The sequence below is a fragment of the Isoptericola sp. NPDC057559 genome, from assembly GCF_042801555.1.
In the GTDB taxonomy this organism is placed as follows: Bacteria; Actinomycetota; Actinomycetes; order Actinomycetales; family Cellulomonadaceae; genus Isoptericola.
In genome coordinates, this window is record NZ_JBHVFQ010000004.1 from 215,826 (window position 1) to 229,272 (window position 13,447).

Sequence of the window (13,447 nt, forward strand, 5' to 3'; positions counted from 1 at the left end):
CCGTCACGGCCGCCGCCACGACCGGCCGTCGCGGGCCATCATCGCGTCCGCCGACGGCGGGCCCCAGGTGCCCGACGGGTAGGACTCGGGCTTGCCCTTGCCGGCCCAGTAGGACGTGATCGGGTCGAGGATCTTCCAGGAGAGCTCGACCTCCTCGCGGGTCGGGAACAGCGGCGGATCGCCGAGCAGCACGTCGAGGATGAGCCGCTCGTAGGCCTCCGGCGACGACTCGGTGAACGAGTGGCCGTAGCCGAAGTCCATCGTCACGTCGCGCACCTCCATCGCGGTGCCCGGCACCTTGGCGCCGAACCGCAGCGTGACGCCCTCGTCCGGCTGCACGCGGATGACCAGGGCGTTGCTGCCGAGGTCGGAGGTCAGCGACGACTCGAACGGCAGGTGCGGCGCCTTCTTGAAGACGACGGCGACCTCCGTCACGCGCCGGCCGAGCCGCTTGCCCGTGCGCAGGTAGAACGGCACGCCCGCCCAGCGGCGGTTGTCGATCTCGAGCTTGACCGCCGCGAACGTCTCCGTCGTGGAGTCGGGGTTGAACCCCTCCTCCTCGAGGAAGCCGACGACCTTCTCGCCGCCCTGCCAGGCGGCGGCGTACTGGCCGCGCGCGGTGTGGCGGCCGAGGTCGCGGGGCAGGCGCACGGACGACAGCGCCTTGATCTTCTCCGACCGCAGGGCCTCGGCGTCGAAGTTCACCGGCTCCTCCATGGCGACCAGCGCCAGGAGCTGCATCAGGTGGTTCTGGATGACGTCGCGGGCGGCGCCGATGCCGTCGTAGTAGCTGGCGCGGCCGCCGATGCCGATGTCCTCGGCCATCGTGATCTGCACGTGGTCGACGTAGTTGTTGTTCCACAGCGGCTCGAACATCTGGTTCGCGAACCGCAGGGCCAGGAGGTTCTGGACCGTCTCCTTGCCCAGGTAGTGGTCGATGCGGAAGACCGACTCGGGGTCGAAGACCTGGGAGACGACCGCGTCGAGCTCGCGGGCGCTCTCCAGGTCGTGCCCGAACGGCTTCTCGATGACGACGCGGCGCCAGGCGTCCGCGGACGACTTCGACAGGCCGGACTCCGACAGCTGCCGGCACACGACCGGGAAGGCGCTGGGCGGCACGGACAGGTAGAAGGCGTGGTTGCCGCCGGTGCCGCGCTCGGCGTCGAGCTGCTCCACCGTCTGGCGCAGCCGCTCGAAGGCGTCCTCGTCGTCGAACGAGCCCTGCACGAACCGGATGCCCTCGGCGAGCTGGCGCCACGTGGCCTCGCGGAACGGGGTGCGGGCGTGCTCCTTGACCGCGTCGTGCACGACCTGCGCGAAGTCCTGGTCCTCCCAGTCGCGGCGGGCGAAGCCCGTCAGCGCGAAGCCGGGCGGCAGGAGGCCGCGGTTCGCCAGGTCGTAGACGGCGGGCATGAGCTTCTTGCGCGACAGGTCGCCGGTGACCCCGAAGATCACGAGCCCGCAGGGGCCGGCGATGCGGGGGAGGCGCAGGTCGAGCGGGTCGCGGAGCGGGTTGTGCTCGGCGGTGATCTTGGCCGGTCTCACGAGGTGGGCACCGTTCTTCGTCGTGCGGGCGGGGGATGGTGCGGGCCCGGGGCGCGGCGCGCGCCCCGGGCCGGGGCGGAGGTCAGGCGCCCTGGGCCTTGAGGCCGGCGGTGGCGGTGTCCAGGAGCTCGGTCCAGGAGTCCTCGAACTTGCGGACCCCGTCGGTCTCGAGGTGGTCGGTGACCTCGCGCAGCGAGACGCCGAGCGACTCGATGGCCTCGACGGTGCGCCGCGCGGCGCCCGCGGTGCCGCGGACCGTGTCGCCCGTGACGGTGCCGTGGTCGGCGAACGCCTGGAGCGTGGGCTCGGGCATCGTGTTGACGACGCCGTCGGTGACCAGCTCGGAGACGTAGAGCGTGTCGGGGTACTCCGGGTTCTTCACGCCGGTCGAGGCCCACAGGGGCCGCTGCGGGTGGGCGCCGGACGCGACGAGCGAGCGCCACTCGTCGGTGCCGACGAACTGCTCGTACGCCTCGAACGCGAGGCGCGCGTTGGCGACGGCGGCCTGCCCGCGCAGGTCGAGCGCCTGCGGGGAGCCGATCTTCTCGAGCGCCGCGTCGACCGAGGAGTCCACGCGCGAGACGAAGAAGGAGGCCACGGAACCGATCGGGCCGAGGTCGATGCCGTCGGCGCGGGCCTGCTCGAGGCCGATCGCGAACGCCTCCATCACGGACCGGTAGCGCTCGATGGAGAAGATGAGGGTCACGTTGACGCTGATCCCCTGGGCGAGGGTGCGCGAGATCGCGTCGAGCCCGGGGACCGTGGCGGGGATCTTGATGAAGACGTTCGGCCGGTCCACGGTGCGCCACAGGCGCTCCGCGACCACGACGGTCTTGTCGGCGTCGTACGCGAGGCGGGGGTCCACCTCGATCGACACCCGGCCGTCCACGCCGTCCGTGGCGTCGTAGACGGGGCGCAGCAGGTCGGCGGCCGCGCGCACGTCGTCGGTCGTGATGGTCTCGACCGCGGCGTCCACGTCGCTGCCCGCGAGCTCGGCCAGCTGGGCGTCGTAGGCGTCCCCGCTCGAGAGCGCCTTGGCGAAGATGGTCGGGTTGGTCGTGACGCCGACGACGCCGCGCTCGGCGACGAGGGCCGCGAGGTTGCCGCTGCGCAGCCGCTCCCGCGAGAGGTCGTCGAGCCAGATGGACACCCCGGCTCCGGTCAGGTCGGTGATCGGTGCGGGGACGGTGCTCTGCGTCATCGGACGTCCTTCCGAGGTCGGAGGCCCCCGCCGGCGTTGTGTCGACGGGAGCCGGGTGGGGCGCCGGCGCGCGGCGCCCCACCGGGGAATCTACGAGGGCTCAGGCGGCGTCGCCAGCGCCGCGCACGGCGGCGAGCGACTCCCGCGCGGCGGCCGCGACGGCCTCCGCGGTGATCCCGAACTCGCGGTAGAGCGTCTGGTAGTCCGCCGACGCCCCGTAGTGCTCGAGCGAGACGCTGCGGCCGGCGTCGCCGACCACGTCGCGCCAGCCCTGCGCGATGCCCGCCTCGACCGAGACGCGGGCCTTCACCGCGGCCGGCAGCACCGACTCGCGGTACGCGGCGTCCTGCTTGTCGAACCACTCGCGGCTCGGCATGGACACGACGCGGGCGGCCACGCCCTCGGCCGCGAGCTGCTCGCGGGCCTGCACGGCGAGCTGCACCTCGGAGCCCGTGCCGACGAGGATCACGTCGGGGGTGCCGTCGGTGTCCAGCAGCGTGTAGGCGCCCTTGAGGGTGCCCTCGGCGCCGGCGAAGCCCTCGGCGCCGCGGGGGAACGTGGGCACGTTCTGGCGGGTGAGGACGATGCCGGCCGGGTTCGCCGTGTTCTCGAGGATCCCTCGCCAGGCCCAGGCGGTCTCGTTCGCGTCCGCGGGGCGCACGACGTCGAGGCCGGGGATGGCGCGCAGCGCCGCGAGGTGCTCGACCGGCTGGTGCGTCGGCCCGTCCTCGCCGAGGCCGATCGAGTCGTGGGTCCACACGAAGGTCGTGGGGATCTCCATGAGGGCCGCGAGGCGCACCGAGGCGCGCATGTAGTCGGCGAACTGGAGGAACGTGCCGCCGTAGGGGCGGGTGAGGCCGTGCAGCACGATGCCGTTGAGGATCGAGCCCATGCCGTGCTCGCGGATCCCGAAGTGCAGCGTGCGGCCGTACGGGTTGCCCGGGAACTTCTTGGTCGCGTGCTCGACCGGGATGAACGACGGCTCGCCGTCCATCGTCGTGTTGTTTGAGCCCGCGAGGTCGGCGGAGCCGCCCCACAGCTCGGGCAGCACGTCCTTGAGCGCGGTGAGCACCTTGCCCGAGGCGGCGCGGGTGGCGACGCCCTTCTCGGAGGCCTCGAAGACGGGCAGCTCGTCGGTCCAGCCGGCGGGCAGCTCGTGGGCGACGAGTCGGTCGAGCAGCGCGGCACGCTCCGGGGTGGCGGTGCGCCACGCCTCGTACGAGCGGTCCCAGGCGGCGCGCTGGTCGCCCTGGCGGCCGGCGACGGCGCGCGTGTACTCGAGCACCTCGTCGTCCACCGCGAACGTGGCCTCGGGGTCCAGGCCGAGCGCGACCTTGAGGCCGGCGACCTCGTCGGCGCCCATGGCGGACCCGTGGATGCCACCGGTGTTCTGCTTGGTGGGCGAGGGCCAGCCGATGATGGTGCGCAGCGCGATGAACGACGGCCGGTCGGTCTCGGCCTTGGCGGCGGCGATCGCCGCGGCGAGCGCGTCGACGTCCTCCGCGTAGCCGGTGCCGCCCTGCGTCCAGTCGACGCGCTGCGTGTGCCAGCCGTAGGCGGCGTAGCGGGCCAGCGTGTCCTCGGTGAACGCGATGTCGGTGTCGTCCTCGATGGAGATCTTGTTGTCGTCCCAGATCACCACGAGGTTGCCGAGCTTCTGCGTGCCGGCGAGCGACGAGGCCTCGGAGGTGACGCCCTCCTGCAGGTCGCCGTCGGAGGCGATGACGTACACGTGGTGGTCGAACGGCGACTCGCCGGGCGCGGCGTCGGGGTCGAGCAGGCCCCGCTCGCGGCGGGCCGCGAACGCCATGCCGACGGCGGAGGCGAGGCCCTGGCCGAGCGGACCGGTCGTGATCTCGACGCCGGCGGTGTGGCGGTACTCCGGGTGGCCGGGGGTCTGGGAGCCCCAGGTGCGCAGCGCCTCGAGGTCGCCGAGCTCCATGCCGTAGCCGGAGAGGAACAGCTGCAGGTACAGCGTGAGCGAGGAGTGGCCCGCGGAGAGGACGAACCGGTCACGGCCGACCCAGTGCGGGTCGGACGGGTCGTGCCGCATCGTCTTGCCGAAGAGCAGGTACGCGGCGGGTGCCAGGGAGATCGCGGTGCCGGGGTGGCCGTTGCCGACCTTCTCGACGGCGTCCGCGGCCAGCGCCTTGATGGTCTTCACCGCGCGGTCGTCGAGCGAGTTCCACTCGAGCGGGGCGACGACGGGGTCGAACGCGTTCACAGATGTGCCTCTTTCCTGCCCGGAGCGAGCCCCCGGGTGATTGCTGCTGCTCTGCCGGTACGGGGCGCCGTCGCGTCGGACACCGCACGGGTCCTGCGTGCGACGGCGGGGCACGGTGGCGAGGGTCCGACCGGGTGGGCGGTCCGCTGTTCACCGTTGTGCAGCACCACCCTAGCGCCGAGCATTCCCGCCCCGCCCGTCCCGAGCCGCTCCGTCCCATCAGGTGGGCGCGCGTGGACAGCGGGGCGCGCGGGCGGACGCCGGGGGAGGGCGCGGGGACATGACGACGAGCCGGGCATTTCTCACAGCGCCCCGGGTCCGGCCCGGGCCGCCCCGCCGGTGACCTCGGCGTACGATGAGGCGGCGGCAGACCCACGCCGCCCGAGCTCCCCGGACCCCCAGCCGAGAACGGACAAGCACGCGCGTGAGCACCACGAGCACCACGACGCCCCATCCCTCGACGCCCACCCGTGCCGCGGTGCGGGCGGAGCGGGAGCGTGCCGATGCCGTCCGGGCGGAGCGCCGCGGCGCTCCCGCGGGTCCGAGCAAGGGGTGGCGCGACCGCGTCGCCGCCTATGTCGCGCTGACCAAGCCGCGCATCATCGAGCTGCTGCTCGTCACCACGCTGCCCACGATGATCCTCGCCCAGGGCGGGCTCCCGTCGCTGTGGCTGGTGGTCAAGACCCTGGTCGGGGGCACCCTCGCGGCCGCGTCGGCCAACGTCTTCAACTGCTACCTGGACCGTGACATCGACCAGGTGATGAACCGGACCAAGCGGCGCCCGCTGGCCACGGGGGAGATCACGCCGCGCGCCGCGCTCGTGTTCGCCACCGTGCTCGGGGCCGTGTCCCTGCTCTGGTTCGCGCTGCTGGTCAACCCGGCGTCCGCGTGGCTCACGTTCGCCGCCATCGCCATCTACGTGGTCGGCTACACGATGATCCTCAAGCGGCGCACGCCGCAGAACATCGTGTGGGGCGGCATCGCGGGCTGCATGCCCGTCTTCATCGGCTGGGCCGCCGTCACGGAGTCGCTGAGCTGGGCCGCCGTCGCGCTGTTCGGCGTGATCTTCTTCTGGACGCCGCCGCACTACTGGCCGCTGTCCGTGAAGTTCAAGAAGGACTACGCGAACGCCGGCGTGCCGATGCTCCCGGTGGTCGCCACCGACCGCCGCGTCGCGATCGAGATGGTCGCGCACACCGTCGCGATGATCGCCTGCTCGCTCGCCCTGGTCCCGCTCGCCGGGATGTCGTGGTTCTACACCGCCGTCGCGGTCGTCTCGGGCGGCTGGTTCCTCTACCTCGTGATCGCGATGCTGCGCCGCGCGGGCCACCCCGAGCGGGGCAAGCTCGGGGCGATGAAGGTCTTCCACGGCTCGATCACGTACCTCACGGTGCTGTTCATCGCCGTGGCGGTGGACGTCTTCCTGCCCTTCTGACCCCGCGCCGCGGGGCATGATGGCCCGGTGCCCGACACGTCGCCCGCCCCGACCCTCCCGCCCGCACTGACGGCCGCGCTGCAGGACTACCTCGCGCACCTCGGCGTCGAGCGCGGGCTGTCGGCCAACACCGTGGCGGCCTACCGGCGCGACCTCGGCCGCTACGCCCGCCACCTCGACGCCACAGGCCGCTCCGGCCTGGACGACGTGGGGGAGCGCGACGTCGAGGGCTACGTGGTGGTGCTGCGCCAGGGGTCGGACGGCGGCGCCCCGCTGTCGCCCTCGTCCACGGCCCGGGCCCTGGCCGCCGTGCGGGGCTGGCACCGGTTCGCGCACGCCGAGGGCGTCACGCGCGCCGACCCCGCGTCGCAGGTGCACGCCCCGAGCTCCCTGCGCCGCCTGCCGCACGCGCTGTCCGTGGACGAGGTGGCCCGACTGCTCGACGCGGCGGGGACGGGCGAGGGGGCCGTCCCCCTGCGCGACCGCGCGCTGCTGGAGCTGCTGTACTCCACCGGCGGGCGGATCAGCGAGGTCGTCGGCCTGGACGTCGACGACGTCGACGGGCTGCGTCCCGCCGTCGGCGCCCCGGGCGGGCCCGACGACGGCCTGGCCGGGTCCGGCTCGGTGCGGCTGCGGGGCAAGGGGGACAAGGAGCGGGTCGTGCCGGTCGGGTCCTACGCCCGCACCGCCCTGGACGCGTACCTGGTCCGGGCCCGGTCGCCGCTGGCGTCCGCGGGCCGCGGCACGCCGGCGCTGTTCCTCAACACCCGCGGCGCGCGGCTGTCGCGGCAGAGCGCCTGGTCCGTGCTGCAGGGCGCGGCCGAGCGGGCGGGGCTGACCCAGCACGTCTCGCCGCACACGCTGCGGCACTCGTTCGCGACCCACCTGCTGGCCGGCGGCGCCGACGTCCGCGTGGTGCAGGAGCTGCTCGGCCACGCGTCGGTGACGACCACGCAGATCTACACGATGGTGACGCCCGACGCCCTGCGCGAGGTCTACGCCGCGGCGCACCCGCGCGCCCTCGGCTGACCCGCCGCACGACCCGGCGCACGACCCGGCGCGGACGAAGGGCGGCGCGCCCGGCGTGCCGCCCGGGCCCCGGGAGGCGCTGGGGTAGCGTGACGCAGGTGAGCGAGGGACTCGGGAGCGACACCATGACGCAGACGACCACGAGCGACGCCTCACCGGCCGCGGCCACCGCGACCAGCCCGACCCCGGGCAGTCCGGCCGCCGGGATCGAGGAGCCGCGTACCGACGTCGTCGGGCGGCCGCTGCCCGACTTCCGGGACCCGGAGCCGCTGTCGTCGCACGGGCCTGCGCGCATCGTCGCCATGTGCAACCAGAAGGGTGGCGTCGGCAAGACCACCACCACGATCAACCTGGGCGCCGCGCTGGCCGAGTACGGCCGCCGCGTGCTGCTGGTCGACTTCGACCCCCAGGGCGCCGCGTCGGTGGGCGTGGGCGTCAGCCCGCACGACCTCGACCTCAGCGTCTACAACCTGCTGATGGAGCGCGACGTCAGCTTCACCGACGTGCTGCAGCCCACGAACATCGAGGGCCTGGACGTGCTCCCGGCCAACATCGACCTGTCCGCGGCGGAGGTGCAGCTCGTCGGCGAGGTGGCCCGCGAGTCGGTGCTGGCGCGCGCGCTGCGCCCGGCGCTGGACGACTACGACGTCATCCTCGTGGACTGCCAGCCGTCGCTCGGCCTGCTCACCGTCAACGCGTTGACGGCCGCGCACGGCGTGCTCATCCCGCTGGAGTGCGAGTTCTTCGCGCTGCGCGGCGTCGCGCTCCTCGTGGAGACCATCGAGAAGGTGCGCGACCGCCTCAACCCCGCGCTCGAGATCGACGGCATCCTGCCGACGATGTACGACTCGCGCACGCTCCACTCCCGCGAGGTCGTGGCCCGCGTGCACGAGGCCTTCGGCGACACGCTGCTGCACACCGTCATCGGGCGCACCGTGAAGTTCCCGGACGCCTCCGTCGCCGCGGAGCCGATCACCAACTACGCCCCGACGCACGCCGGAGCCGCCGCGTACCGGCAGCTCGCGCGCGAGCTCGTCGCCCGTGGTGACGCCGCCTGACGTCGCCGCGGAGCCTGCCGCCGACGCCGCGGAGCCCGAGGCGTCGGTCGACGCCCCGTCCGCCGGCTTCGAGGTGCACCTCGCGAACTTCACCGGCCCGTTCGACCTGCTGCTGTCGCTGATCGCGAAGCACGAGCTCGACGTCACGGAGGTGGCGCTCGCGGCCGTGACCGACGAGTTCGTCGCGCACATCCGCGCCGCCGACACGGCGGCGCGCGAGGCGACCGCCCGCGGCGAGGAGCACCCGTCGTGGGACCTGGGCACCGCGAGCGAGTTCCTGGTCGTGGCCGCCACCCTGCTCGACCTCAAGGCGGCGCGGCTCCTGCCCGGCGTCGTCGAGGAGGACGCGGAGGACCTGGAGCTGCTCGAGGCACGCGACCTGCTGTTCGCGCGGCTGCTGCAGTACCGCGCCTACAAGGAGGTCTCCGGGATCCTGGCCGAGCGGCTCGAGACCGAGGGGCGCCGCGTGCCGCGCTCGGTGCCGCTCGAGCCGCACCTGACGGCCCTGCTGCCCGAGCTCGTGTGGACGCTCGACGGCGCCCGCCTGGCAGAGCTGGCGGCGCGGGCGCTCGAGCCGAAGCCGCCGCCCGTCGTCGGCCTCGACCACCTGCACGCTCCCGCGGTGAGCGTGCGCGAGCAGGCGGGGGTGGTCGCGCGCCGGCTGCGGCGGGAGCACGTCGCGACGTTCCGGGCGCTCGTCGCGGGGGAGGAGCGGCTCGTGGCCGTCGCGCGGTTCCTCGCGCTGCTGGAGCTGTTCCGTAACGGCCGGGTCGCCTTCGAGCAGGCGACCGCGCTGGGGGAGCTCACGGTGCGGTGGACCGCCGGCGGGGACGAGCAGGACGTGGACGACGACGGCGCGCTCGCGGCCGGGTTCGAGGAGTTCGACGGGGCCGCGCCGCAGGGCGGCGGGCCGCACGTGACGGAGGTCGTGGCATGACGCAGGAGACGGGCACGACCGGCGCGGGGGCGGGCGGCGTGGAGGCGACCGGCTCCGACGGGGCGGCACCCGCGGAGGCCGTCGGTCGCCCGGTGCCCGAGCTCGACGTCGACGTCGACGAGCTGCCCGGGGGCCTGGCAGCCGCGCTGGAGGCCGTGCTGATGGTCACGGAGTCGCCCGTGCCCGTGGAGCGGCTGGCTGCCGGCGTCGCGCGGCCGGTGCCGGAGGTCGCCGCGGTGCTGGAGGACCTCGCCGCGGAGTACCGCGGCGAGACGGGCGGGCGCCCGCGCGGCTTCGAGCTGCGGCAGGGTGCGGACGGGTGGCGGGTCTACTCCGCCCGGGCGCAGGCCGACGTGGTGGGGGCGTTCGTGCTGGAGGGGCAGTCGTCGCGGCTCAGCCAGGCGGCGCTGGAGACCCTCGCGGTCGTCGCGTACCGCCAGCCGGTCACGCGCGGGCAGGTCTCGGCGGTGCGCGGCGTCAGCGTGGACGGCGTCGTGCGCACGCTGCTCGCGCGGGGGCTGATCGCCGAGACCGGCCAGGACCCGATGACCGGCGCCGTGCTGTTCGGCACCACGGGGGAGTTCCTGGACCGGATGGGCTGGACGTCGCTCGACGCGCTGCCCCCGCTGGCGCCGCACCTGCCGGACGTGGGGGAGGCGATCGGCCTGGACCCGTCCTCGGCCGGCCTCGCGGGCCTGACCGAGGACGGGCTCGGCGCGTGAGCGCCTGACGCTCAGGCGACGGTGGCGTCGACCGTGACGTCGACGTTGCCCCGCGTGGCGTTCGAGTAGGGGCACACCTGGTGGGCGCCGGCCACGAGGGCGTCGGCGGTGGCCTGGTCGACGCCGCCCATCTCGGCGTGCAGCGCGACGGCGAGACGGAACCCGCCCTCGTCCGTCGGCAGGAGCGACACCTCCGCGACGACCGCGGAGTCGGTCATCGGGGCCTTCTCGCGCCGGGCGACGACCTTCAGCGCCGAGTGGAAGCACGCGGCGTACCCGGCGGCGAAGAGCTGCTCGGGGTTGGTGGCGCCGCCCGCGCCGCCCATCTCCTTCGGGATGGCGAGGTCGACGTCGAGCAGGCCGTCGTCGGACCGCGAACGGCCGTCCCGTCCGTCTCCGGTGGCGGTGGCGACCGCGGTGTAGAGCACGCTCATGCTGGTCCTCCTGGGTAGGCGGCTAGTAGGGTTACTAGTTCGTCTACTAGATCACGCGGCGTCCGTTGCCGCAAGCACCCTCGGGCGCGACCCGCGCCGGGGAGGTGCCCCGACGTGAGAGGTTGGTGGGATGGGAACCAGGACGGCGGGCGCGACGCCCGAGCGGGCGCCTGCGCGCGGGCCGGTGCGCGAGCGGATCCTCGAGGCGGGGAGCCGGCTGTTCTACGCGGACGGCATCCGCGCCGTGAGCGCCGACAAGGTGATCGCCGCGGCGGAGGTGTCCAAGGTCACGTTCTACCGGCACTTCCGGACCAAGGACGACCTCGTCGTCGCCTACCTGGACGCGATCGCGGAGGAGGAGCGGGCGCAGCTCGCACGGCTGCGCGCCGAGCACGCGGGCGACCCCGCCGCCGCCCTCGCCGCCCTGGCCCGGGTGCTGGGCGCCGTGGCGCGCGCCCCGGAGTTCCGGGGCTGCGCGTTCGTCAACGCCGGCGCGGAGTACGCCGACCCCGCCCACCCCGTCCGTCAGGCGGTGGCGCGGCACCGCGCCTGGTACGCCGACTTCTTCGCCGACGTGGCGCGGGAGGACGGCGCGGACGACCCGAGGGCGGCCGCCGCCGAGCTGATGATGCTGCGCGACGGGGCCATGGTGTGCGGGGACGTGGACGACGCCCGCGCCGTCGCGCCCCGCCTCGCGTCCGCGTTCGCGGCGGTGCTGGCCGCCCACCGCGGGGCCGTGGCCGGCGCCTGACGGTCGTGCCCCGCGACCGCCCGGCGCGGGTCGCCGGGCGGCGCCGTCGAGCGGGACCGGCCCGACCTGAGAGAATCGGGCACCATGAGCACCGAACGCCGCGGCGGGAGCCGCCGCACCAACCGCCCGCAGGGACCCGCCGCGCAGCGCTCGCAGCGCCCGCGCAAGACCGCCCCCCGTCGCCCCGCGCCGCGCTCCGGCGAGCCGGACCGCGACGTCCACGTCGCCGACGGCGTCCGCCTGCAGAAGGTGCTCGCGCAGGCCGGCCTGGGCTCGCGCCGCAAGTGCGAGGAGCTCATCGCCGAGGGGCACGTCGAGGTGGACGGCGTGCTCGTCACCGAGCTCGGCGTGCGCGTGGACCCCGCGAAGGCCCAGGTGCACGTCGACGGCATGCGCATCCAGCTGGACGCGTCCAAGGTGACGATCGCCCTCAACAAGCCCCTCGGCGTGGTGTCGACGATGAGCGACCCGGACGGCCGCCCGACGCTCGCCGACCTGGTCAGGGACCGCCCCGAGCGCCTGTTCCACGTCGGCCGGCTCGACGCCGACAGCGAGGGCCTGCTGCTGCTCACCAACGACGGCGAGCTCGCGAACCGCCTCGCCCACCCGCGGTACGAGATCCGCAAGACCTACCTCGTCACGGTGACGGGCGGGGAGTTCTACCCGCGCCACGCCAAGCAGCTGACCGAGGGCGTGGAGCTCGAGGACGGCGTGGCCCGCGCCGACAAGGTGCGCGTGGTGGACTCCGTGCCCGGCGAGACGATGCTCGAGATCGTGCTGCACGAGGGCCGCAACCGCATCGTGCGCCGCATGCTCGACGCCGTCGGCTTCCCGGTGACGCGCCTCGTGCGCACCCGCATCGGCCCGATCGCCCTGGGCGACCTGCGCGTCGGGCGCACGCGGGTGCTCGGCCGCACGGAGCTCGGCACCCTGATGCGCGACGTCGACATGTGACGTCGCGGCCCCGCACCCTCGTCCTCCCCGCCCAGCAGATTCCGCGCGGCACCGCCGCGCGACAACAGAAGGTGAGCTCTCACGTGGTCGTCATCGCCGTCGACGGTCCCTCCGGGTCCGGCAAGTCCAGCGTCTCGAAGGCGGTGGCGGCCCGGCTCGGGCTCGCCTACCTCGACACGGGCGCCATGTACCGCGCCGCGACGCTGTGGTGCGTCGAGGGCGGCACGGACCTGGCCGACCAGGCCGCCGTCGCCGACGCGGTGCGGGCCATGCCGCTGGAGATGGGCGTCGACCCCGCCGCGCCGACCGTGCACCTGGGCGGGCGCGACGTGGCCGAGGCGATCCGCACCACCGCGGTCTCCACCGCCGTGTCGCAGGTGGCGACCAACCTCGAGGTCCGCGCCGAGCTGCGCCGACGCCAGCGGGCCGTCATCGAGGCGGAGAACGCGCCCGGCGGCTTCTCGGGCGGGCAGGGCATCGTCGCCGAGGGCCGCGACATCACCACCGTCGTGGCGCCCGACGCGGACGCCCGCGTGCTGCTCACCGCGAGCGAGGAGGCGCGCCTGCGCCGCCGGTCCCTCGAGGTGCACGGCGCGGCCGACGCCTCCGCCGTCGAGGCCACGCGCGACCAGGTGCTGCGCCGCGACCGCGACGACTCGACGGTCAGCCAGTTCCAGGTCGCGGCCGACGGCGTCGCCACCGTCGACTCGTCCGACCTCGACTTCGACCAGACGGTCGACGCGGTCCTGGCGGTCGTCGCGCAGGTCACCGCCTGACCTCGACCCGCCCTCGGCGGGCCCGTCGCGGCCCCCGTCGCCCGGCCTCGCGGCCGGGTGACGGGGGTCTCGTTCGTGACACGCCGCCGGGCCTGGGAGAATGGTGCCCATGACCACTCCCGCCGACGGCTCCGTGCCCGCTGCCGAGCCCACCGACGACCCCACCACCGCGCCCGCGGACGCCGCCCAGGCGGCGGAGCCCGCGCGCGACGCGGTGGCCGAGGTCCTCGAGTCCGAGGGTGACGACGAGGCGCGCGAGCGCGCCCTGCGCGCGGGCCTGGAGGACTTCGAGCTCGACGAGGCCGACCGCGCCCTGCTGGACGCCGACTGGGACGAGGAGGGCTTCGGCCCCGGAGACGCCCCGCTGCCCGTCCTCGCCGT

Annotated in this window: 12 protein-coding genes and 1 pseudogene; 9 read left to right on the forward strand and 4 right to left on the reverse strand. The window is 74.5% G+C overall.

Annotation, left to right across the window (positions count from 1 at the left end):
- Positions 1–3 precede the first annotated feature (3 nt).
- The 3 genes from zwf to tkt all read right to left on the reverse strand — a co-directional run bounded on the left by zwf (position 4) and on the right by tkt (position 4,970).
- Positions 4–1,545: a glucose-6-phosphate dehydrogenase gene (gene zwf, locus ACFU5J_RS07025; protein WP_430575554.1), complete on the reverse strand. Its 1,542-nt coding sequence runs from the start codon at positions 1,543–1,545 to the stop codon at positions 4–6.
- Positions 1,546–1,627: 82 nt separating this feature from the next.
- Positions 1,628–2,746: a transaldolase gene (tal, locus tag ACFU5J_RS07030; RefSeq protein WP_430578228.1), complete on the reverse strand. Its 1,119-nt coding sequence runs from the start codon at positions 2,744–2,746 to the stop codon at positions 1,628–1,630.
- A 100-nt stretch (positions 2,747–2,846) separates the two neighbouring features.
- Entirely contained in the window at positions 2,847–4,970 is a 2,124-nt protein-coding gene (gene tkt / locus ACFU5J_RS07035; RefSeq protein WP_430575556.1) for a transketolase, read from the reverse strand.
- Between the two features lie 424 nt (positions 4,971–5,394).
- On the opposite strand from tkt, the gene ACFU5J_RS07040 reads away from it, so the two are divergent.
- From ACFU5J_RS07040 to ACFU5J_RS07060, 5 genes are all read left to right on the forward strand, one after another.
- Complete coding sequence (locus tag ACFU5J_RS07040) at positions 5,395–6,405, forward strand: heme o synthase (RefSeq protein ID WP_430575557.1); 1,011 nt, start codon at positions 5,395–5,397, stop codon at positions 6,403–6,405.
- Between the two features lie 27 nt (positions 6,406–6,432).
- Positions 6,433–7,434 carry a site-specific tyrosine recombinase XerD gene (locus ACFU5J_RS07045; protein WP_430578229.1) on the forward strand — a complete coding sequence of 334 codons (1,002 nt, stop codon included), beginning with the start codon at positions 6,433–6,435 and terminating at the stop codon, positions 7,432–7,434.
- 125 nt (positions 7,435–7,559) lie between these two features.
- Positions 7,560–8,492: a ParA family protein gene (locus ACFU5J_RS07050; protein WP_430576461.1), complete on the forward strand. Its 933-nt coding sequence runs from the start codon at positions 7,560–7,562 to the stop codon at positions 8,490–8,492.
- Complete coding sequence (locus ACFU5J_RS07055; protein ID WP_430578230.1) at positions 8,476–9,429, forward strand: segregation and condensation protein A; 954 nt, start codon at positions 8,476–8,478, stop codon at positions 9,427–9,429. Before ACFU5J_RS07050 ends, ACFU5J_RS07055 begins: the two co-directional genes overlap by 17 nt.
- Positions 9,426–10,151 carry an SMC-Scp complex subunit ScpB gene (locus ACFU5J_RS07060; RefSeq protein ID WP_430578231.1) on the forward strand — a complete coding sequence of 242 codons (726 nt, stop codon included), beginning with the start codon at positions 9,426–9,428 and terminating at the stop codon, positions 10,149–10,151. Before ACFU5J_RS07055 ends, ACFU5J_RS07060 begins: the two co-directional genes overlap by 4 nt.
- Before the next feature lie 11 nt (positions 10,152–10,162).
- Here ACFU5J_RS07060 and ACFU5J_RS07065 read toward each other — a convergent pair whose 3' ends face one another.
- On the reverse strand, positions 10,163–10,585 hold the full coding sequence (locus ACFU5J_RS07065) for an organic hydroperoxide resistance protein (RefSeq protein ID WP_430575561.1): 423 nt from the start codon (positions 10,583–10,585) through the stop codon (positions 10,163–10,165).
- A gap of 130 nt (positions 10,586–10,715) precedes the next feature.
- Here ACFU5J_RS07065 and ACFU5J_RS07070 point away from each other — a divergent pair, with 130 nt between their 5' ends.
- The 4 genes and pseudogenes from ACFU5J_RS07070 to ACFU5J_RS07085 all read left to right on the forward strand — a co-directional run.
- On the forward strand, positions 10,716–11,336 hold the full coding sequence (locus ACFU5J_RS07070; RefSeq protein WP_430578232.1) for a TetR/AcrR family transcriptional regulator: 621 nt from the start codon (positions 10,716–10,718) through the stop codon (positions 11,334–11,336).
- Between the two features lie 84 nt (positions 11,337–11,420).
- The gene (locus ACFU5J_RS07075) at positions 11,421–12,290 is read left to right on the forward strand and encodes a pseudouridine synthase (protein ID WP_430575563.1); all 870 of its coding nucleotides are present in this window, start codon (positions 11,421–11,423) and stop codon (positions 12,288–12,290) included.
- A 71-nt stretch (positions 12,291–12,361) separates the two neighbouring features.
- Positions 12,362–13,066 carry a (d)CMP kinase gene (cmk, locus tag ACFU5J_RS07080; protein ID WP_430578233.1) on the forward strand — a complete coding sequence of 235 codons (705 nt, stop codon included), beginning with the start codon at positions 12,362–12,364 and terminating at the stop codon, positions 13,064–13,066.
- A 109-nt stretch (positions 13,067–13,175) separates the two neighbouring features.
- Positions 13,176–13,447 (forward strand): annotated as a pseudogene (locus ACFU5J_RS07085) (ribosome biogenesis GTPase Der); the annotation flags it as partial.

Excerpts from the sequence above, each read along its gene's own strand:
- tal (WP_430578228.1), bottom strand. The coding sequence starts at position 2,746 with ATGACGCAGAGCACCGTCCCCGCACCGATCACCGACCTGACCGGAGCC.
- ACFU5J_RS07050 (WP_430576461.1), top strand. The coding sequence starts at position 7,560 with ATGACGCAGACGACCACGAGCGACGCCTCACCGGCCGCGGCCACCGCG.
- ACFU5J_RS07060 (WP_430578231.1), top strand. The coding sequence starts at position 9,426 with ATGACGCAGGAGACGGGCACGACCGGCGCGGGGGCGGGCGGCGTGGAG.
- ACFU5J_RS07065 (WP_430575561.1), bottom strand. The coding sequence starts at position 10,585 with ATGAGCGTGCTCTACACCGCGGTCGCCACCGCCACCGGAGACGGACGG.
- ACFU5J_RS07070 (WP_430578232.1), top strand. The coding sequence starts at position 10,716 with ATGGGAACCAGGACGGCGGGCGCGACGCCCGAGCGGGCGCCTGCGCGC.
- ACFU5J_RS07075 (WP_430575563.1), top strand. The coding sequence starts at position 11,421 with ATGAGCACCGAACGCCGCGGCGGGAGCCGCCGCACCAACCGCCCGCAG.